Origin of the sequence: Burkholderia sp. HI2500 (assembly GCF_002223055.1) — a bacterium.
Classification (GTDB): Bacteria; Pseudomonadota; Gammaproteobacteria; order Burkholderiales; family Burkholderiaceae; genus Burkholderia.
Window position 1 is genome coordinate 238,279 of record NZ_NKFL01000004.1, and the last position, 25,372, is coordinate 263,650.

Below are 25,372 nucleotides of genomic sequence, written 5' to 3' on the forward strand. Positions count from 1 at the left end.
AGACGAGTCGAGAGACTTTACTGCAGGCGAAAGGAGCCGCCGCGTGCGCGATGCGTGGCGGCACAGTGAATCGATATGGCGAAACGGGATTACTACGAGGTTCTGGGCGTCGCGAAGAATGCGAGCGACGACGAAATCAAGAAGGCGTATCGCAAGCTTGCGATGAAGTATCACCCTGACCGCAATCCGGACAGCAAGGATGCGGAAGAGCATTTCAAGGAGGTGAAGGAAGCCTATGAAATGCTGTCGGACGGCCAGAAGCGGGCAGCGTACGACCAGTACGGCCACGCGGGCGTCGATCCGAACATGGGCGGTGCGGGCGCACAGGGCTTCGGCGGCTTCGCGGACGCGTTCGGCGACATCTTCGGCGACATCTTCGGCCAGGCGGCGGGCGGCGCCGCGCGCGGCGGCCGTGGCGGCCCGCAGGTGTATCGCGGCGCCGACCTGCGCTACAGCATGGAAATCACGCTCGAGCAGGCCGCACACGGCTACGACACGCAGATCCGCGTGCCGAGCTGGGCGTCGTGCGAGGTCTGCCACGGGTCGGGTGCGAAGCCCGGCACGAAGCCGGAAACCTGCCCGACCTGTCACGGCCAGGGCACGGTGCGCATGTCGCAGGGCTTCTTCAGCATCCAGCAGACCTGCCCGAAGTGCCATGGCACGGGCACCTACATCCCCGAGCCGTGCGTGCATTGCCACGGGTCGGGCAAGGTGAAGGAAACCAAGACGCTCGAAGTGAAGATCCCGGCCGGGATCGACGACGGGATGCGGATCCGCTCGGCCGGCAACGGCGAGCCGGGCATCAACGGCGGGCCGCCGGGCGACCTGTACGTCGAGATCCACATCAAGCCGCATTCGGTGTTCGAGCGCGACGGCGACGATCTCCACTGCCAGATGCCGATCCCGTTCACGACCGCCGCGCTCGGCGGCGAGATCGAGGTGCCGACGCTGGCCGGCCGTGCGTCGTTCCCGGTGCCGGAAGGCACGCAGTCGGGCAAGACGTTCCGCCTGCGCGGCAAGGGCATCAAGGGGCTGCGTTCGAGCATCGCGGGCGATCTGTACGTCCACGTTCAGGTCGAGACGCCGGTGAAGCTGACCGACAACCAGCGCGACCTGCTCAAGCAGTTCGAGAAATCGCTGGCCGAGGGCGGCGCGCGTCACAGCCCGCAGAGCAAGAGCTGGTTCGATCGTGTGAAGAGCTTCTTCGAGTAACTCGAGTAACAGCATGACTGAAGGCAACGAGAGCGCGTCGTTCGCGCTCTTGGACGATTGCGACTCGACCGCGTTCGCGCGGTCGAGTCGTTTGTATTCGGGGTTCGTGCGCGAACGCGTGTGCACGGATCCGGCTCGGCTCGACGAGGTCGACGCGGCGGTGGCGCAGGATCTGCGCGACGGGCTGCATGCGGTCGTCGTCGGCGATTACGAATTCGGACGAGATTTGCAACGAGCGCAGCCGGGCCATGCCCCGCTGCGCTTTTTGCTGTTTGCGCGCTGCGAGCGCCTGTCGCGCGACGAAGTCGACGCGTGGCTCGCGCAGCAGGATGGCGGCGGCGCGCCGTCGATCGCGGGCGTCGCGCATGTCGAAAAGAGCGTGTCGCGCGATGCGTTCGATGCAGCGATCGCCGCGGTGCACGACGCGCTGCGCGCGGGCGATTCGTATCAGGTCAACTACACGTACCGGCTGAACTTCGACGTGTTCGGCACGCCGCTCGCGCTGTACCGGCGGCTGCGCGCGCGCCAGCCCGTGCGCTACGGCGCGCTGATCGCGTTGCCCGACGGACCGTGGGTCGTGTCGTGCTCGCCCGAGCTGTTCGTCGAGAAGCACGGCGACGTGCTCCGCGCACGGCCGATGAAGGGCACGGCACCGCGTTCGGCCGACCCTCGCGACGATGCGGCGGCAGCCACGTTCCTCGCGAACGATCCGAAGAACCGCGCGGAAAACGTGATGATCGTCGACCTGCTGCGCAACGACGTGTCGCGGATCGCGCGCACCGGGACGGTTCGCGTGCCGGCGCTGTTCTCCGTCGAGCCGTATGCGTCGGTGTGGCAGATGACGTCGACGGTCGAGGCCGGCTGGCGCGACGGGACGACGTTCGCGCAGATGCTGCGTGCGCTGTTTCCGTGCGGATCGATCACGGGCGCGCCGAAGCACAAGACGATGGAACTGATCGACGCGATCGAGTCGACGCCGCGCGGGCTCTATACGGGCGCGATCGGCTGGCTCGATGCGCCGAATGAAGTCGCGGGCGATGCGTCGCACGGCGGCACGGCCGGCGGCGGCGATTTCTGCCTGTCGGTGGCGATCCGGACGCTGACGCTCGATGCGGCCGGCGTTGGCAACGACGCGGACGGCACGGTCACTGCCTCAGCCGGACGGCGCCGCGGCACGATGGGCGTCGGCGCGGGCATCGTGCTCGACAGCGTCGCAGCCGACGAATATGCGGAGTGCGAATTGAAAGCACGATTCCTGACGGACGCCGATCCCGGCTTCCAGCTGTTCGAAACGACGGCCGCCACGCGTGCGGACGGCATCCGGCATCTCGATCGCCATCTCGCGCGGCTGCAGCGCAGCGCGGATGCGTTCGGCTTCCGCTTCGATGCCGATGCGTTACGGCGCGAGATCGACGCGCGCTGCGCGGCGTTCGACGGCGACGGCGCTTACCGGATGAAGCTCGCGCTCGCGAAGGACGGCACGATCGAGATCATCACGGCGCCGCTCAAGCCGCTGCCGGCGGGGCCGGTCGGCGTGCTGCTGGCGCCCGCGCACGGCTTCGCGCCGACCCGTGCGAGCGACGCGCTGCTGCTGCACAAGACCACGCGCCGTGCGGAATACGACCGCGCGTGGCAGGCCGCGGAGGCACTTGGCGGGTTCGACATGCTGTTCGTCAACGAGCGCGGCGAGGTAACGGAAGGCGGGCGCTCGAACCTGTTCGTGAAGCTCGACGGCCAGTGGGTGACGCCGCCGCTCGAATCGGGCGTGCTGCCGGGCGTGATGCGCGGCGTGCTGCTCGACGATCCGGTACTCGGCGCAAAAGAGCGTGCGCTGACGCTCGACGATGTGCTGAACGCGGATGAGTTGATGATTTGCAATGCGCTGCGCGGGCCGGTGGCGGCGCGGCTGATTCACGGCTGCACATCGGCCTGAACGCAGATTACTTCTGCGGTGTACATTGCCAGCTTTGTACGATGGCGTGCCCACGTCTGTAGCGCGCGACGCAAGTCTGTGCCTGCTTGCCCAGTGGCCGTGCGATTACAACGCTCGTATTGCCGTAGTCGCACGAAATCCAGTAGTCTTCACGGCTTTCGGCGAGCGACCAGATATAAATGTCGCCTTTGGACTCGGAGCGCGAGCGGTTCGGCAACAACGACGCCCTCCGATCCGGCGGCCCTGACCAGAAGGTGACGCTGGCAAGCGGATAGGAGCTTTGCGTGTCGAAGCTTTTCCAACCATCGGGCGGTTGACCGTCGAGCTGCTGGGTAACGGCGAGTCGCGTAGGACAATCCGTTGTCGCGGCGGACGCGGGTGATGCGACGAGCGAAACGTATGCGAGCGCAGCGACGGCGAGCAATCGATACGGATTTTGGCGGATGAGCATCATCATTTCACGACAGAAAATGCATCGGCGTTATTGCTCGGGTCGATGTAACGGCCATTTTTGTCTTTGCCTTTGAACGGAATGCATCTCCTCTGAATTGCCTTGAGTGAGCGCCATTGTTCAACGACGTGGATACCGCGCACATCCTGGCACAGATAGAACGCCGCATGATTGCCATGCGATCGGCTTGGGTAGCGATCATTCTCGAAAGTTGCAATCACGGTTCCGGCGCGAATACTCCAGTCGCCGCTTGCTTTTTTTTCCGGGCGCCAGATGGCGGTGGGGCCGACGGAAGTATAAATTTTGACCAGCGCGACGCATTCGCCGTCGCCCGCCAGCTTTTGCCCGACGAGTTCGGCCGCCTTCTCATACACATGAGCCATCTTTTACCACTCCTTCGGTTGACGAAGGTTTGATGGTCGCAGCGGCGAAGATGAGCGGAAATAGGACGAGTTAGAAAGTACGCGTTGTCCGGCGATGCTGTACGAGAAACGGCATACCGTATTGCTGGCCGCGTCAGCGAGTGTGTTATGCGGTCGTCGGCAGCGCCCCACGGCGCTGCCGGCCCGATCAGAACGAGTGTTCCGGGCCCGGGAACGAACCATCCTTCACCGCGCGCACGTATGCTTCGACGGCCGCCTGGATGTTCGGCTCGCCCTGCATGAAATCCTTCACGAAGCGCGGCCGCTTGCCGGGGAACACGCCGAGCATGTCGTGCAGCACGAGCACCTGGCCCGAGCAGTCGGCGCCTGCACCGATGCCGATCGTCGGCACGCGCAGCATCTGCGTGACCTCGGACCCGATCAGCGTCGGCACGGCTTCGAGCAGGACGACCTGCGCCCCGGCCGCTTCGACCGCACGCGCGTCGCGCAGCAGTTGCGCGGCGCCGGCTTCGGTCTTGCCTTGCACCTTGAAGCCGCCGAACGCGTGCACCGACTGCGGCGTGAGGCCCACGTGCGCACACACGGGCACCGCGCGCTCGACGAGGAAGCGGACCGTCTCGGCGAGCCATTCGCCGCCTTCGAGCTTGACCATCTGCGCACCAGCGCGCATCAGCTTGACGCTGCTTGCGAATGCCTCGGCCGGCGTGCCGTACGTGCCGAACGGCAGGTCGGCCATGATCAGCGCGCGCGGCTGCGCGCGGGCGACGCAGGCGGTGTGATACGCGATGTCGTCGAGCGACACGGGCAGCGTGGTCGTGTGGCCCTGCAGCACGTTGCCGAGCGAATCGCCGATCAGCAGCACGTCGACGCCCGAACGGTCGAGCAGTGCGGCAAAGCTCGCGTCGTAGCAGGTGAGCATCGCGATCTTCTCGCCGGCGTCGCGCATTGCCTGCAGCTTGGGCACCGTGACGGCAGGCCGGCTCGATTCCTGGAGATAGGTCATGGGAAATCCGGTTCGAATAGGTGAGGAACGACAGGCGAGGACGCGTCAGCGCGTCGTCTCGCCCTTGACGAAGAATTCCTTGCGGCCGCGCATCGTCTCGATGCGCTCGACCAGCAGGGCGAGATCTTCGGGGGAATCCAGCGGATTCAGGTGTTCCGCGGCGACCGTCAGCACCGGCGTGCGGTCGTAGTGGTAGAAGAATTCGTTGTACGCGTCGACGAGCGAGCGCAGGTACGCATCGCTGATCTGCAGCTCCATCGGCAGCCCGCGCTTCTGGATGCGCGAGAACAGCACTTCGGGGCTCGCCTGCAGGTAGACGACGAGATCGGGCGACGGCGCCTGCGGCACGTCCACGTGCGTCGCGACCGAGCGGTAGAGCTGCCACTCGTCTTCCGGCAGGTTCAGCCGCGCGAAGATGTCGTTCTTCTGCGGCATGAAATCGGCGATGACCGGGCGGCCCGTGTCGAGCGCACCGATCAGCTCGCGTGCCTGCTGCGCGCGCTGCAGCGCGAACGACAGCTGCACGGGCAGCGCGTAGCGCGCGGTATCGCGATAGAAGCGTTCGAGGAACGGGTTGTCCTGCGGGCGCTCGAGCAGCGTCTGCATCGACCAGCGTTCGCCGAGCAGGCGCGCGAGCGTCGTCTTGCCGACGCCGATCGGGCCTTCGATCACGAGATAGCGGTGCGGGGCGCGCAGGTCGGGCGCGGTGACGGTGAGGGGAGTCGGGGTCATCGGCAGCGGTTCTTGTCGGCGTCTTCGCTGGCAGCGAGCGCCTTCTGCATCAGGCACTGGCAGGTCTGCACCTTCTCGACGCGCTGGTCCGCGACGGCGGCGAGGAAGGTGTCGGCCCGGCCGCGCGCGGGGATGTCGAGTGCCGGCTCGATCTCGACGAGCGGCACGAGCGCGAACGCACGGTCGGTGAGGCGCGGATGCGGGACGATCAGGTCAGGCTCGTCGATCGAATCGTCGCCGAACAGCAGGATGTCGAGATCGAGCGTGCGCGGCGCATTGCGATACGGGCGCTCGCGGCCGAAGTGATGTTCGATCTTCTGGCACAGCGCGAGCAGCTCGCGGGCCGACAGCGTCGTGTCGAGCTTGACGACGCAGTTGTAGTAGTCGTCGCCGCCCGCTTCGAAGGGCGCCGTGCGATACAGGCTCGATTTGCCGAGGATCGAGATGGTGCGCTGCTGCGCAAGGCACACCACCGCGTCCTTCAGGGTCTGGCGCGCATCGCCGAGATTCGCCCCCAGTCCGATATATGCAACCGTCATGGCATCACTTCCTACGTCGTTCGCCGGCGAGCGCGTCAGTCGTCGGAACCGCCCGAGGCGTCCGGTGCCGGCTCGGCGGCACCTTCACCCGGCTTGCGGTTTCGCACGCCGCCGCGGCGGCGCCGCTTGCGGGGCGATTTTTCCTTCGTGCCGCCCTGCGTGAGCAATGCCTCGCGAGCGGCCGCGTCGCCTTCGATGAAATCCGTCCACCACTGTCCGACTTCCATATCGAGCTCGCCGGATTCGCAGCGTAACAGGAGGAAATCATACCCCGCTCTAAACCTTTGGTGTTCCAGCAGCCGCATCGCGCTGCGGCCCGAGCGTTTCTCGAGACGCAGCTGCAGGCCCCAGATCTCGCGCATGTCGGCCGAGTAACGCTTGTGGATCGCGAGTTTCTCGGTCTGCATGTCGAGCACGTCGTCCATCGCGCGATGGAGCGCCGGCACCGGGATTTCGCCTTCGGCCGTGTATTGCTCGAAGCGCTGGCGCATGTCGTGCCACAGCAGCGTCGCGAACAGGAAGCCCGGCGAGACCGGCTTGCCGGCGCGCACGCGTGCATCGGTGTTGTTCAGCGCGAGCGTGATGAACTTCTCGCCCTGCGGCTGTTCGAGCACGACGTCGAGCAGCGGCAGCAGCCCGTGGTGCAGGCCCTCCTTGCGCAGCCGCTGCAGGCACGCGAGCGCGTGGCCCGACAGCAGCAGCTTCAGCATTTCGTCGAACAGGCGCGCGGCCGGCACGTTGTTGATTAGGTCGGCGAGCGCGTTGATCGGTTCGCGCGTATGCGGCTCGATCTCGAAACCGAGCTTGGCCGCGAAGCGCACGACGCGCAGCATCCGCACCGGATCCTCGCGGAAGCGCGTGGCCGGATCGCCGATCATCCGCAACAGGCGGGCGCGCACGTCGGCCATCCCGTCGTGGTAGTCGAGCACCGTCTGCGTCGACGGGTCGTAGTACATCGCGTTGATCGTGAAGTCGCGGCGCGCGGCGTCTTCGTGCTGCTCGCCCCACACGTTGTCGCGCAGCACGCGGCCGCTCGCGTCCACCGCATGCGTGCGGCGATCGAGTTCGTCGCGCTTCAGGCGCTTCGGCGGCTCGGCAGCGGCCGCCTCGGGCGGCGCATCGACCAGCGCGCGGAACGTCGAGACCTCGATCAGCTCCTGGCCGAACTGCACGTGGACGATCTGGAAGCGGCGGCCGATCAGGCGTGCGCGGCGGAACAGGCGCTGCACCTCGGTCGGCGTGGCGTCGGTCGCGACGTCGAAGTCCTTCGGCGCGATGCCGAGCAGCAGGTCGCGTACCGCACCGCCGACGATGAAGGCACGGAAGCCCGCCTGCTGCAGCGTGTCGGTCACGCGCACGGCATTCTTCGAGATCAGCGCCGGGTTGATGCCGTGCACGCTGGCCGGCACGACGGTCGGTTCATGGTTGCTGCGCGGTTTCTTCGCGCCGCCGCCGCGGGCGCCCTTCGGGGCGCGCGGGGTAGCAGGGGCCGCTTCGTCGGCCGGGGCCGTTGCGGGAGACGTTTGCTCGGTTTCGTCCTGGCCGAGCAGCTTGCGGATGAATTTTTTGATCACGACGTTCAGAAGAGATCGAGGATGCGCCAGCCGCGGTTGCTTGCATGCGCGCGCAGCGTGTCGTCAGGGTTGGTCGCGATCGGGTCGGTGACTTTCTCGAGCAACGGGATGTCGTTGTGCGAGTCGCTGTAGAAATAGGTGTGCGGGAAGTCGCTCCATTGCTTGCCGAGCGACGCGAGCCACGCTTCGGTCCGCACGATCTTGCCTTCGCGATAGCTCGGCGTGCCGGTCGGCCGGCCCGTGTACGGCGAATCGGGATGCCCGTCGGTCGTTTCGACCTCGCAGGCGATCAGCGTGTCGACGCCGAACGCGGACGCGATCGGGCGCGTGATGAATTCGTTGGTCGCCGTCACGACGCAGCACAGGTCGCCCGCATCGAGGTGCTTGCGCACGAGCTCGAGCGCGGCGGGTGTCATGGCGGGCCGGATCACCTCGTGCATGTACTGATCGTGCCATTCGGCCAGCTGCGCGCGCGAATACTTCGCGAGCGGCGTGATCATCGCCGTGAGGTACGCGTGGATGTCGAGCTTGCCGGCCTTGTAGTCGGCGAAGAACTGATCGTTCTGACGCGAGAAGCTTTCCGCGTCGACGATGCCGAGCTTCACCATGAAGCGGCCCCATTCGTGGTCGCTATCGGTCGGGATCAGCGTGTGATCGAGGTCAAAGAGTGCCAGATTAGTCATGGAAGCGCATTTTACTCGAAGCGGTTCGGGCCCGTGCCCGGTGGTGTGATGTCGTCGCCGGGACGCGCCAGCATGCGGCGCAGCAACGGCAGCGTGACGGCGCGTTTCTGCTCGAGCGAGAAGCGGTCGAGCGCGTCGAGCAGCGCCATCAGGCTCGGCATGTCGCGGCGGAAATGGGTCAGCAGGTAGGCGGCGATGTCGTCGGTGAGCGCGATTCCGCGCTCCTTCGCCGCGAGCTTGAGCACGGCGATCTTGCCGGCGTCGGACGGCGGCGACAGGTGGAACACGAGCCCCCAGCCGAGGCGCGTGCGGAGATCCTCGCGCACGTCGAGCGCGAGCGGCGCCGCGGGGCCCGCCGCGACGAACGCGCTCGACGGGTGCGCGCGCACTTCGTTGAACAGGTTGAACAGCGCGACCTGCTGCGTGTCGCTCATCCGGTCGCAGTCGTCGATCGCGTAGATGCCGATGCGCGGGTCGAACGTGAACGCGCCGAGCGGGCTCTGCGGCGTCAGGTAGCGCGCATAGCCGTACGACGCGTCGCTCACGAGCGCCTGCAGCAGATGGGTGCGGCCGCAGCCGGGCTCGCCCCAGATGTAGAACGACCGGTCCGGCACGGGGCCCGCCGCGAGCGCGAGGTCGAGCTTCTGCAGGCGCGAGATGAGCTCGTCGTTCTCCTCGTTCATGATGAAGTTGTCGAACGTGGCGGGCGGCGGCGTGCCGAGATCGAGCGTCAGTTGACGAGACACAACAGTCACAATGCGGGTCGGTTGAAAATACGCGCGCCGTACGCCGGGCACGCGCCGGGGCTTGCGTCTTCACGGGCTTCACGCGCGGCCGCACGCACGGCGCCACGCCGGTTTCGGCGCGGTTCGCTCGGCGATGAAAACGGGGACGTGTTGACCAAGATGCAATCCCTGACGATTCGGTGCTGGGAATTCCGGCCAACGGGCCGGCTTCGGGTAAAATCGCATTTTACCGACCTTCTCGCATTCCCCCATGAATCCTCCGAAATCCGCTCCCGACGCTCAGGGTCTGTCCTATCGCGACGCAGGTGTCGACATCGACGCGGGCGACGCACTCATCGACAAGATCAAGCCTTTTGCGAAGAAAACCCTGCGCGACGGCGTGCTCGGCGGCATCGGCGGGTTCGGCGCGCTGTTCGAAGTGCCGAAGAAGTACAAGGAGCCCGTGCTCGTATCGGGCACCGACGGCGTGGGCACCAAGCTCAAGCTGGCGTTTCATCTGAACAAACACGACACCGTCGGCCAGGATCTCGTCGCGATGAGCGTGAACGACATCCTCGTGCAGGGCGCCGAGCCGCTGTTCTTCCTCGACTACTTCGCGTGCGGCAAGCTCGACGTCGACACCGCCGCAACGGTCGTCAAGGGCATCGCGCAGGGTTGCGAACTGTCGGGCTGCGCGCTGATCGGCGGTGAGACGGCCGAAATGCCGGGCATGTACCCGGACGGCGAATACGACCTGGCCGGCTTCGCGGTCGGCGCGGTCGAGAAGAGCAAGATCATCGACGGCAGCACGATCGCCGAAGGCGACGTGGTGCTGGGCCTCGCATCGAGCGGCATCCACTCGAACGGCTTCTCGCTCGTGCGCAAGATCATCGAGCGCGCGAACCCCGACCTGTCGGCCGATTTCCACGGCCGCTCGCTGGCCGACGCGCTGATGGCCCCCACGCGCATCTACGTGAAGCCGCTGCTCGCACTGATGCAGAAGCTGTCGGTGAAGGGCATGGCGCACATCACGGGCGGCGGTCTCGTCGAGAACATTCCGCGCGTGCTGCGCGAAGGCCTCACCGCCGAGCTCGACCAGAACGCATGGCCGCTGCCGCCGCTGTTCAAGTGGCTGCAGGAGCACGGCGGTGTCGCCGATGCCGAAATGCACCGCGTGTTCAACTGCGGCATCGGCATGGCCGTGATCGTGTCGGCGGCCGATGCCGACGCAGCGATCGCCGACCTGACCGCCGCCGGCGAACAGGTGTGGAAGATCGGCACCGTGCGTGCGACCCGCGAAGGCGAGGCGCAGACGGTCGTGGTCTGACGCACTGCCCGCAGCAGATGCAGCAAGGAAAGCCGCCCGGAGTCGATCCGGGCGGTTTTTTTTTCGGGCGTTGCGTGGCGTACGGGCGCGCGCCGATGAAGGAGGGACGACGATGACCGAAGACGAACGCGCGATCCGCGAGCTCGTGGACAACTGGTTCGTGTCGAGCCGGCGTGGCGACCTGGCGACGGTGCTCGACCTGATCGCCGACGACGCGATCTTCATGGTGGCCGGCAAGCCGCCGTTCGACAAGGCGGCGTTTGCGGCCGCGTCGCGCGACGCGAACGCCGGGGGCGGCAACGCGGCGACGATCGACGGCCGTTACCGGATCGACGAACTGCGCGTGCTGGGCGACTGGGCGTACATGCGCAATTTCATCGAGATCGAGGCGACCCCGCCGGGCGGCGAGACGATCCGCCGTTCGGGCCATACGCTGACGATCTTCCGCAAGGCCGACGGCCGCTGGCAGCTCGTGCGCGACGCGAATCTGGTGACGCTCGCGCAGTGAGCGCGGCGGTGCGCGCCGACGCTCATGCGGACGGCCGTGTCGCGCCCGCCGGCCGCGCACCGGCCAGCAACGGCGGGACGAGCAGATAAAGCAGCGCGGCCGCGGCCCAGACGAGCCCCGGCCACGTCGCGCGTGTCGCCGCATAGGTCGCGGTGACGACCAGCGGCCCCGCGACGCCGATCAGGCTCGCCACGCTCGCGAGCGCGCCTTGCAGTTCACCCTGGCGCGCATCGTCGACCTGCCGCGCGAGCATCGCCTGCAGGGCCGGCAGCGTCATGCCGCCCGCCGCGAACAGCGGCAGCAGCGCGAACGGTACCCACGCGGCGGTCGCGAACGCGATCGCCGCGAGCCCGAGCGCGTCGCCCGCGAGGCCCAGAGCCAGCGCACGGCGCTCGCCGAGCCGCGCGATCAGCGGCCCGATCGCGAAGGCCTGCGCGAGCGCGTGACACGCGCCGTACCCCGCCAGCGACAGCCCCGCGATCGGCGTCGACCAGCCGAAATGCTCCTGGCCGTACAGGATCCACAGTGTTGCCGGTGCCTGCGACACCAGCGCCACGATCACGTAAATGCCGATCAGCGGTGCGAGCGCGGGCGTGCCGGTCAGCTGTCGCAGGCTCGCGAACGGATTGAGCGCGCCAACCGCATGGCCTTCGCGGGCCGAACGCGGCCGTGATTCCGGCAGCGCGCGCCAGACCAGCACGAGATTGAGTGCGTTGAGCACGGCGGCCGCGACGAACGGTGCGCGCAGGTGCAGCGCGCCGAGCAGGCCGCCGATCAGCGGGCCGGCGATGAAGCCGATGCCCATCATCGCGCCGAGCTGGCCGAAGCGTCGTGCGCGATCGGGTTCGGCGGTGACGTCGGTGACGTAGGCAGTCGCGACCGCGACGTTCGCGCCGGTGATGCCCGCGATCAACCGCCCCACATAAAGCCAGGCGAGCGTCGGCGCGAGCGCCATCAGCAAGTAGTCGAGCGCGGCGCCCGCGAGCGACGCGAGCAGGACGGGCCGGCGGCCGAAGCGGTCGCTCAGCGCGCCGAGCAGCGGGGCGCACAGGAACTGCGCGAACGCGTACAGCGCGAGCAGGATCCCGTAATGGGTGTCGGTGCTGCCTGCGTCGGCGAGCGAGCGCAGCAGCCCGGGCAGGATCGGCATCACGATCCCGACGCCGATCGCGTCGAGCAGGACCGTGGCCAGGATGGCAATCAGGGATGGATTCAAGAGCGTGACTCTATCGGTGATAGAGTAGCGATTATTCCACAGCTTTCCCTATCGGTGATAGAGATGAAGGACACAGGGGCGCGGCTGACGCGCGACACGGTATTGCGCGCGGCGCTTGACCTGCTCGACGAAGTCGGTATCGACGGGTTGTCGACGCGGAAACTCGCCGAGCGGCTCGGCGTGCAGTCGCCGACGCTTTACTGGCATTTCAAGAACAAGGGCGAACTGCTCGACGCGATGGCCGAGGCGATCATGCTCGAGCGTCACGATGCGTCGCTGCCGCGGCCGGGCGAAGCGTGGGATGCGTGGCTTTTGGACAACGCGCGCAGTTTTCGTCGTGCGCTGCTGGCCTATCGCGACGGCGCGCGCCTGCATGCCGGGACGCGGCCGCGCGCACTGCATTTCGGCTCGATCGAACGCAAGGTCGCGCTGCTCGGCGACGCGGGTTTCGCGCCGGACGAGGCGGTCGACGTGATGTATGCGCTGGGCCGCTTCGTGGTCGGATGGGTGCTGGAAGAGCAGGCGGAACCGGACGGCGACGCCGATGCACCGCTGCCGGACGCGGCCGAGTATCCGCTGCTCGCGAAGGGTTGGGCCGCGCTGCGCGCGCGCAGCGGCGACGAGGCGTTCGAGCGTGGCGTTGCGTTGATCGTCGACGGCGCCCGTGCGCGCCTGGCAGCGCGCAAGCGCGGCTGACGCGGTCAGCCCGGCGTGCGGCCGTCGAGCACGCGTTCGAGCGCGTCGAGTGCGCGGGCCGTCGAGTCCGGCGCGATGCAGTCGACGACAATCCGCTCCGGCATCGCGCGCAGCCAGGTGATCTGGCGCTTGCAGAGCTGGCGCGTTGCGAAGATGCCCTTGTCGCGCATCGTCCGGTAGTCGGTATCGCCGTCGAGGAATTCCCACGCTTGCCGGTAGCCGACGCAGCGCATCGACGGCAGATCGGGATGGAGGTCCTCGCGACGACGCAGCCGTTCGACTTCGTCGATGAAGCCCGCGTCGAGCATCGCATCGAAGCGCTGTTCGATCCGTTTGTGCAGTACTGCGCGATCCGACGGTTCGAGCGCGACCGGCACGAAGCGGTAAGCGGCGGCCGCATCGTCGGTGCGGCGCGGCGCGGCAAGCAGCACCGACATCGGCTGCCCGCTCAGCATGAACACTTCGAGCGCACGCTGGATCCGCTGCGAATCGTTTGGCGCGAGTCGCGCGGCCGTGTCGGGATCGACCTGCGCGAGCCGCGCGTGCAGCGCGGGCCAGCCATCGCGCTCGGCTTCGGCATCGAGCATTGCGCGCACGTCCGGATCAGCGCCCGGCAGGTCGTTGAGCCCCTGCGTCAGCGCCTTGTAGTACAGCATCGTGCCGCCCGCGAGCAGCGGCGTGCGGCCGCGCGCGGCGATCTCGCCGATCAGGCGCAACGTGTCCGCGCGGAAACTCGCGGCCGAATACGCGTCGGCCGGATCGATGATGTCGATCAGGTGATGCGGCACGCTCGCGCGCTCGTCGCGCGACGGTTTCGCGGTGCCGATATCCATGTCGCGGTAGACGAGCGCCGAATCGACGCTGACGATCTCGATCGGGCGGCGCGCGGTGAGCGCCAGCGCCGCGGCCGTCTTGCCCGATGCGGTGGGGCCGAGCAGGCAGGCGATCGTCGTCGGGCTGGGGTTGGCGTGCTGTGCTGCGCTCATTGTCCGCGCATGAAGAGGCGGTCGAGATCGTTCAGCGTGAGCTGATACCACGTCGGCCGGCCGTGATTGCACTGGTCCGCGCGTTCGGTCGCTTCCATCTGCCGCAGCAGCCCGTTCATCTCGTCGAGCGTCAGGCGCCGGTTCGCGCGCACCGCATGGTGACACGCGAGCGTGCCGAGCAGTTCGTGCTGACGCTCGGTGAGCACGCGCGAGCCGCCGAACGCGTGCAGGTCGGCGAGCACCGCGCGCGCGAGCGATTGCAGGTCGGCATCCTTCAGCAGCGCCGGGACCGCGCGGATCGCGAGCGTCGTCGGCGACAGCACCGCCAGGTCGAAGCCGAGCGATTCGAGCGTGTCGCGCTCTTCCTCGACCGTACCGATCTCGACCGGCGTGGCCGTCATCGAGATCGGCAGCAGCAGCGCCTGCACGGCGACCGAGCGGTCGGCAAGCGCGTTCTTGAACTGTTCGTACAGGATCCGCTCGTGCGCCGCGTGCATGTCGACGATCACGAGGCCGTGCGCATTTTGTGCGAGCACGTAAATGCCGTGGATCTGGCCCAGCGCGAAGCCGAGCGGCTGCTCGTCGTGCGTGGTCGCAGCGATCGGCGACGCGGTGAAGCCCGACAGCGGTGCGATCGGCGCGTCGGCCGAATCGCGTGCGAGGGTCGTCGTGCCGTCCGGCGTGCCCGCGCCCGTGTCCTTGCGGCCGAACAGCGCGTCATAGAGCGCGAGCGGCTGCGCAACGGGCAGCGTACCCTGGGTCATCCGCGCCTGGCGCATCCACGTGTTGCCCGACGACGAGGACGACGACGGCGACGAGAAGCCGCTACCGCCGCTGCCGGTTGCGTGGCCCTGGCTCTGCCCGAGCGGTGTGTCCAGGAACGAAGCGGGCCCGCGCGGTGCCGGTGAGAGTTGCGCGGCATGGCCGCCCCCCGTGGTTTCCGGCGACGCGCCCGCGTGGCGCGCCAACGCGCGCTGAACCGCATGGAAAACATATTGGTGGATCGAGCGCGAATCGCGGAAGCGCACCTCGATCTTCGACGGGTGCACGTTCACGTCGACGGCTTCGGGAGGAAGGTCAAGAAACAGCACATACGACGGGTAGCGGTCGCCGTGCAGCACGTCCTCGTAGGCCGCGCGCACTGCGTGCGTCAGCAGCTTGTCGCGCACGAAGCGGCCGTTGACGAAGAAGTATTGCTGGTCGGCGCGACCGCGGCTCGCGGTCGGCAGGCCGGCGCAGCCGTAGACCGCGAGCGGGCCGGCCTGCTCGTCGAGCGGCAGGTGCGCGGTCGCGAAGCTGTCGCCGAGGATCTTCGCGACGCGCTGCGCCGGCTCGGTCGCATTCCAGTGCTCGACCGCCTTGCCGTTGTGCAGCACCGAGATCGCGACGTCCGGCCGCGCGAGCGCCGCGCGGCGAATCATTTCCAGGCAGTGGCCGAACTCGGTCTGCTCGCTCTTCAGGAACTTGCGCCGCGCGGGCGTGTTGAAGTACAGCTCGCGCACCTCGATCGTCGTGCCGGTCGCGCCGGCGGCCGGCGACAGCACGCCCGTCTGCGCGTCGATCTTCATCGCATGCGCGGCCTCGGCCGTCCGGCTCGTGATCGACATCTCGGCGACCGACGCGATCGACGCGAGCGCTTCGCCGCGGAACCCGAGCGTCGCGACCGCCTCGAGCTCCTCGAGCGAGCGGATCTTGCTGGTGGCATGGCGCATCAGTGCGAGCGCCAGCTCGTCCGGCGGAATCCCGCAACCATCGTCGGTTATCGAGATGCGCTTGACGCCGCCTTCTTCCAGCACGATGCGCAGCGTGCTGGCGCCGGCGTCCATCGCGTTTTCGAGCAGCTCCTTGACGACCGACGCCGGGCGTTCGACGACCTCGCCGGCGGCGATCTGGCTGATCAGCTGGTCGGGCAGGGGCTGGATCGCGCGCAGCGGGCGCGGAGCAGGGGCGGGCGCGGCGCCCGCGGCCGTTTCGGTGATATCGGACATGGCCGAATTATAACGAGGCGGCGAATGCGTGCCGGGGCGACCGGCGGTTACGTTTTTTCACGGAGCCTTAAGGTAGTTTCGGTATCATGGGTCCGTAACACGCCCGGCCTTGACCGGTGGGCGCTTCAGCCTTTTTCGGCCGTTCCGGCCCTATCGCCTTCGAGGAATCGCATTTGGATACGCTGCTTCATTTCGTCAACCTTGTCCTGCATATCGACGCTTTCCTCGGCGATTTCATCCGGCAGTACGGCGCGTGGGTCTATCTCGTGCTGTTCCTGATCGTGTTCTGCGAGACGGGGCTAGTCGTGTTTCCGTTCCTGCCCGGCGATTCGCTGCTGTTCATCGGCGGCGCGTTCGCGGCGACCGGCGAGATGAATGTCGGCCTGCTGATCGTGCTGCTGCTCGTCGCGGCGATTTCCGGCAACACGGTGAACTACATGATCGGCCGCTGGATCGGCCCGAAGGTGTTCAATACGCATATCCCGGTGCTCGAGCGCTTCCTCGATCGCGCCGCGCTGCAGAAGACCCACTCGTTCTACGACAAGCACGGCGGCAAGACGATCGTGCTCGCACGCTTCATTCCGGTCGTGCGGACGTTCGCGCCGTTCGTCGCGGGTGCGTCGTCGATGAGCGCCACGCGCTTCCAGCTCTTCAACGTGATCGGTGCGCTGGTGTGGGTGCTGCTGCTCGTGCTGCTCGGCTATTTCTTCGGCAACATCCCGTTCATCCGCCAGTACCTGAACGTGATCGTGCTGGTCGGGATCGGGGCGGCGGTTGTGCCGGTTGCGCTGGGTGCGGTGTGGAAGCTGGTGCGGGGGAAGCAGTCGGATAATGCGCCGAAGGCGGGCGGGCGTTGAGCAGGAGCGTTTCGTTCTCGTCTCGGTGCAGTAAAAAAAGCGTGGCGGCTGCCACGCTTTTTTTTCGTCCGGTGCCGCCGTTACGCGTTGCGATGCGAGATCGGGGTTTCGGGCGTCGGGTATTGCGCGTCGCGGAACGTCTCGATGATCACGCGGTTGGTGTCGCAATACACCTGCCAGTAGTTCTCGGGTGCCGTGGACGGGCGCACGAACAGCAGCGGGCCTTCCGGCGTGAACTGCAGCACGCCGACGTCCGGCGCCGGGGTGGTCAGCACGTTCGGGATCTGCTGGATCGACGTCTTCAGGCGGTTGATCGCGTCGACCGCATCGACGCTGTTCGCGATCTTCGCGGTCAGGTCGACGCGGCGGTGCGGCGTGGCACTGTAGTTCGCGATGTTGTCCGAGAAGATCTTGTTGTTGCCGACGATCGTCACGATGTTGTCGGCGGTGACGATCGTCGTGCCGAACAGGCCGAGCTCCTTCACCGTACCCGTGACGCCGCCTGCGCTGATCACGTCGCCGATCTTGAACGGGCGCAGCACCTGCATGAACACGCCTGCGGCGAAATGCGCGAGCAGGCCGCCCCAGGCGGTGCCGATCGCGAGGCCGAGGCCGGCGAGCAACGCGGCGAACGAGGTCGTCTGAACGCCGAAGATCTGCAGGATCGCGAGGATCAGCAGGATCGTCAGCAGCACGCCGACGACGGACGTCAGGTAGTCGGTCAGTGTCGGGTCGACCTTGCCGCTGCGGCGCACGACCTTGCCGAGCAGGCGCGTGCCGATGCGGATCGCCCAGCGGCCGATGAACCACAACACGATCGCGGCGAGGAGGTTGAGGCCGAAGTCGAGACCGCGGGTCATCAGGAATTGCTGGGCTGTGGCGAGATCGATCATGCGTTCTCCGAAGTCAGGGGTAGAAAGGCCGGCGCATGCACCGGATGGGTGGCGCTTTTATAACCTGACCTGGGAGGGGCGGGCAACCGGGCTGACATTGGTTGACGTAATGAAAAACGGGCAGGACGCGTGTGCGTGCTGGCAGCGGCGGGCGCCGGTCCCATGCAAAATGACATCTGAACCGGGTCGAGTAGAAGATGCTTGACGATTCCGTGAGTGCTTATGTCGTCAGGCAGCGGACGTACCGATCGTCGTTAGCGTATCGTTCGATCGCGAAAATATTGCCGCCCCTGCCACCCGGCATAACGTATCGCGTTGCGCGTCCAGCGTATTGCCTTGACGAGCGGGCGGGCGCGGTTTCCGCGTATTTTCTCAAGCGGCCGAGCTGCATCCGGTGCGAGTTGCCGGGCGATTGCTTCAGGCGTTGTGAACAACGAGAGCTGCCAGTCCCAATAAATGGCGTAACGGAGCAGCACTCCCGCCGTCAGCATGTCGAGCGATAGTCGGCGTTCGCGCCACGGCTGTTCCAGCGCATCGTGCGTCAGCCCCCAGCCAGCATAAAAGGGCAGACCATAGGTATGGACTTCCTTCCCACGCATCAATGCATCGAAGCCGGCGAGCGACGAGAGCGTATGCAACTCGTCCGTCACGTCGATCAGCGAAATGAGATCCGCGTCCGCATCGACGATGTCCGCAAGGTGTTCTGCATCGACGAGCCCGGCGCGATTGCCGGACAGTACGTCCGGATGCGGTTTGTAAATGATGAATGCGTCCGGTCGGCGAGCACGCACTTCCTTTAACAAGGCTTCCGATGTGGCTATCGTGCCGGTTCCCAGTCGGATCGACGCGTCGTCCGCAACCTGGCCGGCGACGAGTACTACACGCTTGTCATGAGGGATGTGCCATGTCGGCGCCTGGCGGCCGAGATTGTATTTCGTGAGGCCGAGCCGCACGATGTCCTGCCTGAGTGCTGCCGCGCGCCGCAATTCCGCTTCGTCGAACGTGGTCTGGTTAAGGATGACGGTCAGGTCGCTCGGACGACTCGCGTCGAAATACAGGCCGCGGCGGTCGATGACCTGGCTGCACGGTGGCGACATGTCGGAGCCGAGTCCTGTCGAATGGATAAAGCCGTCTTCGATCCGGACATGGGCGACGCCGGCGGGCAGGCCTTCGGCTGACCGCCCCCCCCATATCGCCGCGTGTTCGTCGGTGTGGGCGTCGCGCGGATCTGCGATCCAGCGCAACGTTCCGCCTCCCGCCGACAGGTAGGGCGTGGCGTAAGGCCGCTTCCACCACTGGAAGCGCACGCCGGCCACTTGGCTGAGATCCCTGTATCGGTCGGCTACGGCGTGCTGCAGCTCGACGCAGTCGAGTGCAGTATCGAGCGTGCCTTGTGTGCCGTGTGCCGGGTCAAGGTAGCGCGCGAGCTGAAGGAACGCGGCATCGAATAACGCTGATGCCGAGGGCCGCGCACGGCGCTCTGGCATGGCGGTGTGGTCATGCGTCAGTCCCCAGCCTGCGTAGTAGGGCGTGCCGAACACATGAACAGGGACGCCGGCCAGAAGCGCCGCCATCCCCTCAGATGCACCCACGACATGGACGGCGTCGGCGCGCCGCAGCACGTCCCGCAAGGAATGCGCGACGTCGAGAATCCTTGCATTCCCGTGCAGTTGCGTTTTCGTCGAAAGCCAGTTGCCAGCACCTGCATCGGCGGAACGCAAGATCCAAAGGTCTGCATCGCGGTGCACCGCACGCGCTGCATCCGCCATTGCAGCAAAATTCTTTCGGCGGAGTGTTGCCGGCGTGCAGATATCGGTATGCGACGTTTCGCGTTCATCGATCAGCACAATGCGTTTGCCACCACCGGATTCGTGCCATGCATCCGGCAATTCGGCTAGCTGATGGCGAACGTGCAACGCGTCGCTGTCGAGCACGCGGCGCATCAGGTCGCGACATCGCCTGTCTGTGTCGGTGACAGGCGTGGCCGCCAGCAGGCCTTCGAGTGCGGCGACCAGTCCACCGCGCGCAACCAGATCCGACGGAACGCAGAACCACGAAAGAGGCGGAGCGTGAGTTGCGTGCCGGGCGAAGATCGGACCGGGGCATGCAGGGTACACGGTACGTCCGATCGACGCGGACGTTCGGGCAAGCGCGACGCCAAGCCACGAATCGATCCACACGAACGGCGACTTTCCGGTCAGCCAGCCGATCATGCGTTTGCCGCGTGCGGTTGCACTTGCGTCGAATGACCGGGATTCGGACGTCATCGAGTGCTCAGTGGGTGCCGGAATCATTTACCGGAGCGAATCGAGGAAGCCATCGATGCGATCGAAGTGCTCAGCCCAGGTCGGTGCTCGAAAGCGCTCGATCCGCGTGAGCTGATTCGCCCGCTCGCTGCCGTCCGAGCGAGCGTACTCGCGAATCCGTGCAAGCCATCCCGGCCCGTCGAGCGGGTCGAGATAATCGGGAATGTCCGATGCAATCTCGTGAAAGACCGGCAAGTCGCTGGCGAGCACCGGCACGCCCAACATCAGTGCCTCGACGAGCGGCATCCCGTAGCCTTCGGCGAACGATGGGAAGATGAGCGCTCGTGCATGTTGCAACCACGCATGCAGTCGTTCGTCGCTGCAATCCGATTCTTCGATAACCGCACCGCGAATCGTTGCGCAGCGCTCCAGCATATCGACGACGTTCTCGCATTCCCAGCCGCGCCGGCCGATGACCACGAGCTTGGGTGCGGTTTCCCCCATCTGTTCGACCAGGCGCCGCCAGACATGCAAGATGAACCAGTGGTTCTTGCGCGGCTCGATCGTACTGAGCATCACGAAGTACGGGCCATCGATCGGAGCCGGGCTCGGTGGATGAGGTTCCACGGCAGGTGCGAGTGGAGCGACGACGACTGGCGGGAGCGGCAGCGACGCTTGCCGGGCCTCGTTCGCCAATTCGTCGTAGGTCGCCTGTGAATTGCTGATCAGGCCACTCGCATGTCGGAGTGCTGTATGGATGCGGGCACGATGCGATGCGTCCACGCCAGGGCGGCAATACTCCGCGTGGGTTAGCGGAATGAGATCGTGGACCATGAAGACCGAGCGCGCGTTGCGTTGCGCCATCGCCCGGTAGTAACGGGTGAACTCCATCCCGTTGTGACTTGTATGCAACAAAATTGCGCGATCGAATTTCACCGATCGAAGCCGGTTTAGTAACGCAGAAGCAATTATTCTGCGCAGTGCCCATCGGTCGCGATCAGACGCGAGCAGCAGCGAAAACATCTTCTGCGAGTCTTTTTCCGTCAAAACGGTGGAAAAACCGCGTTCACTCAGGACTGCGCGTGCGCGGTCGCCATATTTGCGAATGTAAGCCAGTCCTACTCTGTCTACCCCGGTGGGGATCAGGCCATCATAAAATCGGGTGGCGAGACGAGTGACGTCTAGAAGTATTTTTGTCACGCAGGTGAAATTTGGTTGTGCGTGCGGAAACGAAAAATGTTTCCGTTTGCCGAAGCCCGATGGCTCATGCAACAATTCCGCCGGGTAATTCTATGGCATCTCGGATGGCGGGACAATTCGCGCGTGTACGTCGATTGATCAGCACAAGCGCCGAGTATGCAAACACAACTGAAGCTTGAGGTCAGATTTACCGATCTGCTCGTGCCCTTGCGCGCAGCAGCAATGGACTTTTGGAACCGCCCGTGTTTGTGCCAGACCGGCTCGCGTCTTAGCGGGCAAAGGGTTCGGCTGCGCGTAAGCCAGGGCTGCTGGACGGCGAAAACTCGAGGAACCTCAAGGGTACCCTCGGTGTTTCGGATGCGCCATGCCGGTAAATTCACCGGTACATCTTACATTGTGCGGTAAAATCCGGCGGCCTTTGAATGACTGGATTGTTAAATGCAGAGTTTAAATCGCAGTGTGTGGTTGGCTGCCGCCATCGGTGGTGCCATTGGGTTGGCTGCGTGCGGGGCCATTCCCACGTCTGGGCCGAGTCGTTCCGAGATTAATGCCAGCAGTACTGGCACGAATCAGGTCAGTCTGCAAGGAATCCAAGTCGTTGACGTGACCGACCAGATTGCGCGGCAACTCTATGCGGGACGAAAAAGTACGGATTTCGCGGCGACCCTGGGTGACAACTCTGCGTTTCAGCAACAGTTGGGTGTAGGTGATGTAGTGGAGGTATCAATCTGGGAAGCTCCGCCTGCCACGCTGTTTGGCGGTGGTACGAGCGACTTACCGGCTCCCAGCAGTGTACCGACTGGCGCACGGTTGACCAAGCTGCCGACGCAAGTGATCGACGGAAACGGCAACATCCATGTGCCGTTCGTCGGCGCGATAAAGGCATTGGGACGTACGCCAAGCCAATTGCAATCCTATATTGCTGCGCGTCTCAAGACCATCGCGCATGATCCGCAGGTTTTGGTGCAACTGGCGCGTAACGAGACCTCGTATGTCACCGTGGTGGGAGATGTGTCGAGCAGCACGCGCATGCAGTTGAGCGCGCGCGGCGAGCGCGTGCTCGACGCAGTCGCTGCAGCAGGCGGCGTGAAGCAGCCGATCAACAAGATCATGATTCAGGTGACGCGTGGCGAAACCGTCGCGCTGGAGCCGCTGGAGTCGGTGATTCGCGATCCGCGCCAGAATGTGCCGCTCAAGGCAGGTGACGTCGTCACGGCATTGTTCCAACCTTATAGCTTTACCGCGTTTGGCGCGACAGGCAAGAATGAGGAAGTCAATTTCGAGGCGCAGGGCATTACGCTCGCGCAGGCATTGGCGCGGGCAGGCGGTCTGCAAGACTCGCGCTCGGACGCGCAGGGCGTGTTCGTCTTCCGGCTGGAGGATCAGCAGGCGCTCAAGTGGCCCAATCAGCCGGTGCGCACGACGGCAAACGGCAAAGTCCCGGTCATCTATCACATCAACCTGAAAGATCCGGATTCGTTCTTTGTGGCGCAAAGCTTCATGATGGACAACAAGGACGTTCTTTACGTTTCCAATGCGCCGGTCGCAGAACTCCAGAAAGTGCTAAATCTGGTGTTCTCCGTCGCTTATCCGATCGTGTCTGGCGTCCAGACATTCAAATGATTATGAAATTTCTGAAGCGAGCTAACCGTTTGTTTTTGATAACAGTCGTTATTCCTACTGTTATTTCAATTATTTATTTTGGTTTTATCGCTAGCGATCAATATACGTCGGTCAGCAGTTTTCTGATTCGTAGCCCACAGCAATCCAATGCTTCGGGGCTGAGCGGGCTGCTGAAAGGTGTTGGGGGATTTTCCCAGTCGGAGGGCGATTCGTATACTGTTCAAAAATACATCCTGTCTCGCGATGCGATGATGGTGTTGGACAAGGAGCAGAATATCAAGTTGGCCTTTCAAAGTGGATCGATTGATTTTATTAATCGCTTTTCTCTCTTCGGCTTGAATGGCAGTCTGGAAGAATTCTACCTTTACTACGGCAAGAATATCGTTGATGCAAAGGTCGAGACCGATTCCCCGATTGTGACCTTGAGCACGAACGCATACGACCCTCGTCTCGCATGGAGCATGAACAAGCGCCTGCTGGAACTGGGCGAGCGGATCGTCAATCAGATGAACACCCGTGCCCGGTCGGATCTGATCAATTCAGCTCAGCACGACGTCGATGTGGCCAAGGAAAATGACCGGGTTGCCACGCTGGCGCTCGCGCATTACCGGAATTCTGCGGGTGTGATCGACCCTGAGCGTCAGTCGACGATTCCGCTGCAGCAGGTCGGCAAGCTTCAGGACGATTTGATTGCAACTCGCGTGCAGATCGCCCAAATGGAGCGACTGTCGCCAAACAATCCGGGGCTGCCGACGCTGCGGGATCGCGCCAAGCTGCTGCAGCAGGCGATCGACCAGGTGAGCCAGCGCGTGGCCGGCGGACAAGGGGCATCGCTCGCCAGCAAGGCCGCCGAATTTCAGCGTCTGACGCTGGAGAAGGAAGTGGCCGACAAGATCCTGGCTGGCGCCATCACGTTGCTGGACCAGGCGCGGGTCGAGGCCGAGCGTAAGCAACTCTACCTCGAGCGCATTTCCGAACCCAGCCTGCCGGACTACGCGATGACGCCGCGCCGTGGGCGTGCCATTCTTGCCACCTTCCTGCTCGGCCTCATTCTGTGGGGCGTGTTGACCATCGTTATCGGTGGAGTGAAAGAGCACTATGACCGCTGACTATCGTCCGCCAACATTCTGGGAACAGGCGCGCATCCAGATCAGGGTTGTCTGGGCGCTGGTCATGCGCGAGATGATCACTCGCTTCGGCCGTGAAGGGCTTGGCGTATTGTGGATGATGGCCGAGCCGGCGATGTTCGTTGTCGGCGTGATGATCATTTTCAGTCATACCGAAACAAAGGCAAAGTATTCGGTGGCTGAGTATTTGGCGGTCAGCTATCCTACTCTGCTGTTCTGGCGAAACACGACGGGCCGGTTAATCAAGGCCATCGAATACAATCGATCATTGCTGCATCACAAGCCGATTCGCCCGATCGACATACTGTATTCGCGCATCATTCTCGAATTTGCGGGTGCGACAGCTGCGTTTCTCGTGCTGTACGCGGTATTGGTGGTGATCGGCATTTGTCAGCTTCCGGCCGATCTGCTCAGCATGATTCTTGGATACTTTTTGGTCGTCTGGTTCTCGTTCAACTTCGTCATGACCATGGCTGCGTTGTCTGAGATGAGCGAGGCGATCGAGCGGATTTCGCACGTCATTCTTTATCTAATGATCCCTTTTTCGGGGGTCTTTATTCCAACGTACGTTTTGCCTTCGAGAATCGCCGAATTGTTGACGTATTTTCCGCTGGTTGATGCGGTCGAATATTTCCACCACGGTTATTACGGCGATCGGATGCCGACACTGTATTACCTTGGCTATACCGTGACCGTGTTGTCGTTTTTTACTCTCTTTGCTCTGTCGATTGCGCATATCGCTATCCGACGTGTGCAGTTGAACTGAGCCGGAGTCGGGTATGATTGAACTGCGCAATGTCACCAAGCGGTATTCGATCCATCACGGGCGGTCGCATCGGGAAGTGCTCAAGGGCGTCAACCTCCGTGTTCGGGCGGGTGAGCGGTGGGGGATCCTGGGTCGCAACGGTGCAGGGAAGTCGACGCTGATTCGTATTATCAGCGGGTCGGACAAGCCGCATTCCGGCGAGGTCGTCAAGACGATGTCGGTGTCATGGCCGCTGGCATTTGGCGGCACGTTCCAGGGCAGCCTGACGGGTAAGGACAACGTACGCTTGATTGCCCGCATATACAACGTCGACTATCGCAAGACGCTGGATCTGGTCGAGGATTTTGCCGAACTTGGTTCGTATCTCGACGAGCCGGTCAAATCCTACTCTTCCGGCATGGCGTCGCGGTTGGCGTTTGCCATCTCGATGTCGATCGAATTCGACTGCTTCCTCATCGACGAAGGTATGTCGGTTGGCGATCACCGCTTTCATCAAAAATGCAATGTCGAGCTGTTCGAGAAGCGCGGTGATCGAGCGATGATCATTGTTGCTCACCAGACAGACCTGATTCGCAATGTCTGCACTCATGCGGCTGTCCTGGATAATGGCACCCTCAAGGTCTGTGAAACTGTTGAGGATGCGATTCGAATTTATGAGTCGCTTTAAAATATAAAGCGAGAATGAACTCTATATATAAGGAATC

At 64.5% G+C, this 25,372-nt stretch carries 24 protein-coding genes; 10 read left to right on the plus strand and 14 right to left on the minus strand.

From position 1 onward, the window contains the following. Positions 1 to 75 precede the first annotated feature (75 nt). Positions 76 to 1,212, plus strand: coding sequence for a molecular chaperone DnaJ (dnaJ, locus tag CFB45_RS03620; protein ID WP_089424557.1), 1,137 nt, complete (start codon positions 76 to 78; stop codon positions 1,210 to 1,212). Between the two features lie 13 nt (positions 1,213 to 1,225). Continuing rightward, positions 1,226 to 3,145 carry a chorismate-binding protein gene (locus tag CFB45_RS03625; protein WP_089424558.1) on the plus strand — a complete coding sequence of 640 codons (1,920 nt, stop codon included), beginning with the start codon at positions 1,226 to 1,228 and terminating at the stop codon, positions 3,143 to 3,145. A 7-nt stretch (positions 3,146 to 3,152) separates the two neighbouring features. Here the strand turns inward: CFB45_RS03625 and CFB45_RS38155 are convergent, their stop codons facing one another. The 8 genes from CFB45_RS38155 to hda all read right to left on the minus strand — a co-directional run bounded on the left by CFB45_RS38155 (position 3,153) and on the right by hda (position 9,256). Further along, positions 3,153 to 3,599 (minus strand): STY0301 family protein, encoded by a 447-nt coding sequence (locus CFB45_RS38155; protein WP_144025158.1) that lies wholly within the window; start codon positions 3,597 to 3,599, stop codon positions 3,153 to 3,155. Further along, complete coding sequence (locus CFB45_RS03630; RefSeq protein WP_089424559.1) at positions 3,599 to 3,979, minus strand: BPSL0067 family protein; 381 nt, start codon at positions 3,977 to 3,979, stop codon at positions 3,599 to 3,601. Before CFB45_RS03630 ends, CFB45_RS38155 begins: the two co-directional genes overlap by 1 nt. Positions 3,980 to 4,166: 187 nt before the next feature. Next, a complete protein-coding gene (gene panB, locus CFB45_RS03635; protein ID WP_089424560.1) occupies positions 4,167 to 4,982 on the minus strand; it encodes a 3-methyl-2-oxobutanoate hydroxymethyltransferase in 816 nt (271 codons plus the stop codon). Positions 4,983 to 5,027: 45 nt separating this feature from the next. Continuing rightward, complete coding sequence (locus CFB45_RS03640) at positions 5,028 to 5,714, minus strand: deoxynucleoside kinase (RefSeq protein WP_089424561.1); 687 nt, start codon at positions 5,712 to 5,714, stop codon at positions 5,028 to 5,030. Continuing rightward, positions 5,711 to 6,253, minus strand: a complete 543-nt coding sequence (gene folK, locus CFB45_RS03645) for a 2-amino-4-hydroxy-6-hydroxymethyldihydropteridine diphosphokinase (RefSeq protein ID WP_089424562.1) — start codon at positions 6,251 to 6,253, stop codon at positions 5,711 to 5,713. Before folK ends, CFB45_RS03640 begins: the two co-directional genes overlap by 4 nt. A gap of 35 nt (positions 6,254 to 6,288) precedes the next feature. Beyond that, positions 6,289 to 7,827 (minus strand): polynucleotide adenylyltransferase PcnB, encoded by a 1,539-nt coding sequence (pcnB, locus tag CFB45_RS03650; RefSeq protein ID WP_089424563.1) that lies wholly within the window; start codon positions 7,825 to 7,827, stop codon positions 6,289 to 6,291. Positions 7,828 to 7,832: 5 nt separating this feature from the next. Further along, positions 7,833 to 8,510, minus strand: a complete 678-nt coding sequence (locus CFB45_RS03655; RefSeq protein WP_089424564.1) for an HAD family hydrolase — start codon at positions 8,508 to 8,510, stop codon at positions 7,833 to 7,835. 11 nt (positions 8,511 to 8,521) lie between these two features. Further along, a complete protein-coding gene (gene hda / locus CFB45_RS03660) occupies positions 8,522 to 9,256 on the minus strand; it encodes a DnaA regulatory inactivator Hda (protein ID WP_006484992.1) in 735 nt (244 codons plus the stop codon). A 250-nt stretch (positions 9,257 to 9,506) separates the two neighbouring features. On the opposite strand from hda, the gene purM reads away from it, so the two are divergent. Together purM and CFB45_RS03670 are read left to right on the plus strand one after the other, a co-directional pair. Further along, positions 9,507 to 10,562, plus strand: a complete 1,056-nt coding sequence (gene purM, locus CFB45_RS03665) for a phosphoribosylformylglycinamidine cyclo-ligase (RefSeq protein ID WP_006484927.1) — start codon at positions 9,507 to 9,509, stop codon at positions 10,560 to 10,562. A gap of 112 nt (positions 10,563 to 10,674) precedes the next feature. Continuing rightward, positions 10,675 to 11,070: a YybH family protein gene (locus tag CFB45_RS03670; RefSeq protein WP_089424565.1), complete on the plus strand. Its 396-nt coding sequence runs from the start codon at positions 10,675 to 10,677 to the stop codon at positions 11,068 to 11,070. Positions 11,071 to 11,092: 22 nt separating this feature from the next. Here CFB45_RS03670 and tet read toward each other — a convergent pair whose 3' ends face one another. Further along, positions 11,093 to 12,286 (minus strand): Tet(A)/Tet(B)/Tet(C) family tetracycline efflux MFS transporter, encoded by a 1,194-nt coding sequence (tet, locus tag CFB45_RS03675; protein ID WP_089424566.1) that lies wholly within the window; start codon positions 12,284 to 12,286, stop codon positions 11,093 to 11,095. Positions 12,287 to 12,349: 63 nt separating this feature from the next. On the opposite strand from tet, the gene tetR reads away from it, so the two are divergent. Next, positions 12,350 to 12,982: a tetracycline resistance transcriptional repressor TetR gene (tetR, locus tag CFB45_RS03680; protein WP_089424567.1), complete on the plus strand. Its 633-nt coding sequence runs from the start codon at positions 12,350 to 12,352 to the stop codon at positions 12,980 to 12,982. Between the two features lie 5 nt (positions 12,983 to 12,987). Here tetR and miaA read toward each other — a convergent pair whose 3' ends face one another. Together miaA and mutL are read right to left on the minus strand one after the other, a co-directional pair. Further along, positions 12,988 to 13,968: a tRNA (adenosine(37)-N6)-dimethylallyltransferase MiaA gene (miaA, locus tag CFB45_RS03685; protein WP_089424568.1), complete on the minus strand. Its 981-nt coding sequence runs from the start codon at positions 13,966 to 13,968 to the stop codon at positions 12,988 to 12,990. Next, on the minus strand, positions 13,965 to 15,956 hold the full coding sequence (gene mutL / locus CFB45_RS03690; protein WP_089424569.1) for a DNA mismatch repair endonuclease MutL: 1,992 nt from the start codon (positions 15,954 to 15,956) through the stop codon (positions 13,965 to 13,967). The genes miaA and mutL overlap by 4 nt, the downstream gene beginning before the upstream one ends. A 173-nt stretch (positions 15,957 to 16,129) precedes the next feature. Here mutL and CFB45_RS03695 point away from each other — a divergent pair, with 173 nt between their 5' ends. Continuing rightward, a complete protein-coding gene (locus CFB45_RS03695; protein WP_179255036.1) occupies positions 16,130 to 16,813 on the plus strand; it encodes a DedA family protein in 684 nt (227 codons plus the stop codon). Positions 16,814 to 16,893: 80 nt separating this feature from the next. Here the strand turns inward: CFB45_RS03695 and CFB45_RS03700 are convergent, their stop codons facing one another. The 3 genes from CFB45_RS03700 to CFB45_RS03710 form a co-directional block, all read right to left on the minus strand. Continuing rightward, on the minus strand, positions 16,894 to 17,706 hold the full coding sequence (locus CFB45_RS03700; protein ID WP_089424571.1) for a mechanosensitive ion channel family protein: 813 nt from the start codon (positions 17,704 to 17,706) through the stop codon (positions 16,894 to 16,896). Between the two features lie 254 nt (positions 17,707 to 17,960). Beyond that, positions 17,961 to 19,973: a capsular polysaccharide biosynthesis protein gene (locus CFB45_RS03705; RefSeq protein ID WP_089425849.1), complete on the minus strand. Its 2,013-nt coding sequence runs from the start codon at positions 19,971 to 19,973 to the stop codon at positions 17,961 to 17,963. A 27-nt stretch (positions 19,974 to 20,000) separates the two neighbouring features. Continuing rightward, positions 20,001 to 21,152, minus strand: a complete 1,152-nt coding sequence (locus tag CFB45_RS03710) for a glycosyltransferase family 4 protein (protein ID WP_089424572.1) — start codon at positions 21,150 to 21,152, stop codon at positions 20,001 to 20,003. Between the two features lie 438 nt (positions 21,153 to 21,590). Between CFB45_RS03710 and CFB45_RS03715 the strand changes: the two genes are divergently transcribed. From CFB45_RS03715 to CFB45_RS03730, 4 genes are read left to right on the plus strand one after another with little or no spacing between them, the layout of a single operon-like run. Further along, positions 21,591 to 22,775, plus strand: a complete 1,185-nt coding sequence (locus CFB45_RS03715) for a polysaccharide biosynthesis/export family protein (protein ID WP_089424573.1) — start codon at positions 21,591 to 21,593, stop codon at positions 22,773 to 22,775. After that, positions 22,772 to 23,884 carry a hypothetical protein gene (locus CFB45_RS03720; protein ID WP_256978107.1) on the plus strand — a complete coding sequence of 371 codons (1,113 nt, stop codon included), beginning with the start codon at positions 22,772 to 22,774 and terminating at the stop codon, positions 23,882 to 23,884. Before CFB45_RS03715 ends, CFB45_RS03720 begins: the two co-directional genes overlap by 4 nt. Beyond that, complete coding sequence (locus tag CFB45_RS03725; RefSeq protein WP_089424574.1) at positions 23,874 to 24,668, plus strand: ABC transporter permease; 795 nt, start codon at positions 23,874 to 23,876, stop codon at positions 24,666 to 24,668. Before CFB45_RS03720 ends, CFB45_RS03725 begins: the two co-directional genes overlap by 11 nt. A gap of 13 nt (positions 24,669 to 24,681) precedes the next feature. Then, positions 24,682 to 25,335 (plus strand): ABC transporter ATP-binding protein, encoded by a 654-nt coding sequence (locus CFB45_RS03730; protein WP_089424575.1) that lies wholly within the window; start codon positions 24,682 to 24,684, stop codon positions 25,333 to 25,335. The last annotated feature ends 37 nt before the right edge of the window (positions 25,336 to 25,372 follow it).

Bases quoted from the DNA above. Each gene is read 5' to 3' on its own strand.
- CFB45_RS38155 (WP_144025158.1), bottom strand. From the start codon at position 3,599: ATGATGCTCATCCGCCAAAATCCGTATCGATTGCTCGCCGTCGCTGCG.
- CFB45_RS03715 (WP_089424573.1), top strand. From the start codon at position 21,591: ATGCAGAGTTTAAATCGCAGTGTGTGGTTGGCTGCCGCCATCGGTGGT.
- CFB45_RS03640 (WP_089424561.1), bottom strand. From the start codon at position 5,714: ATGACCCCGACTCCCCTCACCGTCACCGCGCCCGACCTGCGCGCCCCG.
- CFB45_RS03705 (WP_089425849.1), bottom strand. From the start codon at position 19,973: ATGACGTCCGAATCCCGGTCATTCGACGCAAGTGCAACCGCACGCGGC.
- CFB45_RS03625 (WP_089424558.1), top strand. From the start codon at position 1,226: ATGACTGAAGGCAACGAGAGCGCGTCGTTCGCGCTCTTGGACGATTGC.
- mutL (WP_089424569.1), bottom strand. From the start codon at position 15,956: ATGTCCGATATCACCGAAACGGCCGCGGGCGCCGCGCCCGCCCCTGCT.
- CFB45_RS03725 (WP_089424574.1), top strand. From the start codon at position 23,874: ATGACCGCTGACTATCGTCCGCCAACATTCTGGGAACAGGCGCGCATC.
- folK (WP_089424562.1), bottom strand. From the start codon at position 6,253: ATGACGGTTGCATATATCGGACTGGGGGCGAATCTCGGCGATGCGCGC.
- CFB45_RS03670 (WP_089424565.1), top strand. From the start codon at position 10,675: ATGACCGAAGACGAACGCGCGATCCGCGAGCTCGTGGACAACTGGTTC.
- panB (WP_089424560.1), bottom strand. From the start codon at position 4,982: ATGACCTATCTCCAGGAATCGAGCCGGCCTGCCGTCACGGTGCCCAAG.
- miaA (WP_089424568.1), bottom strand. From the start codon at position 13,968: ATGAGCGCAGCACAGCACGCCAACCCCAGCCCGACGACGATCGCCTGC.
- CFB45_RS03730 (WP_089424575.1), top strand. From the start codon at position 24,682: ATGATTGAACTGCGCAATGTCACCAAGCGGTATTCGATCCATCACGGG.
- tetR (WP_089424567.1), top strand. From the start codon at position 12,350: ATGAAGGACACAGGGGCGCGGCTGACGCGCGACACGGTATTGCGCGCG.
- purM (WP_006484927.1), top strand. From the start codon at position 9,507: ATGAATCCTCCGAAATCCGCTCCCGACGCTCAGGGTCTGTCCTATCGC.
- CFB45_RS03700 (WP_089424571.1), bottom strand. From the start codon at position 17,706: ATGATCGATCTCGCCACAGCCCAGCAATTCCTGATGACCCGCGGTCTC.
- CFB45_RS03630 (WP_089424559.1), bottom strand. From the start codon at position 3,979: ATGGCTCATGTGTATGAGAAGGCGGCCGAACTCGTCGGGCAAAAGCTG.
- CFB45_RS03655 (WP_089424564.1), bottom strand. From the start codon at position 8,510: ATGACTAATCTGGCACTCTTTGACCTCGATCACACGCTGATCCCGACC.
- dnaJ (WP_089424557.1), top strand. From the start codon at position 76: ATGGCGAAACGGGATTACTACGAGGTTCTGGGCGTCGCGAAGAATGCG.
- CFB45_RS03720 (WP_256978107.1), top strand. From the start codon at position 22,772: ATGATTATGAAATTTCTGAAGCGAGCTAACCGTTTGTTTTTGATAACA.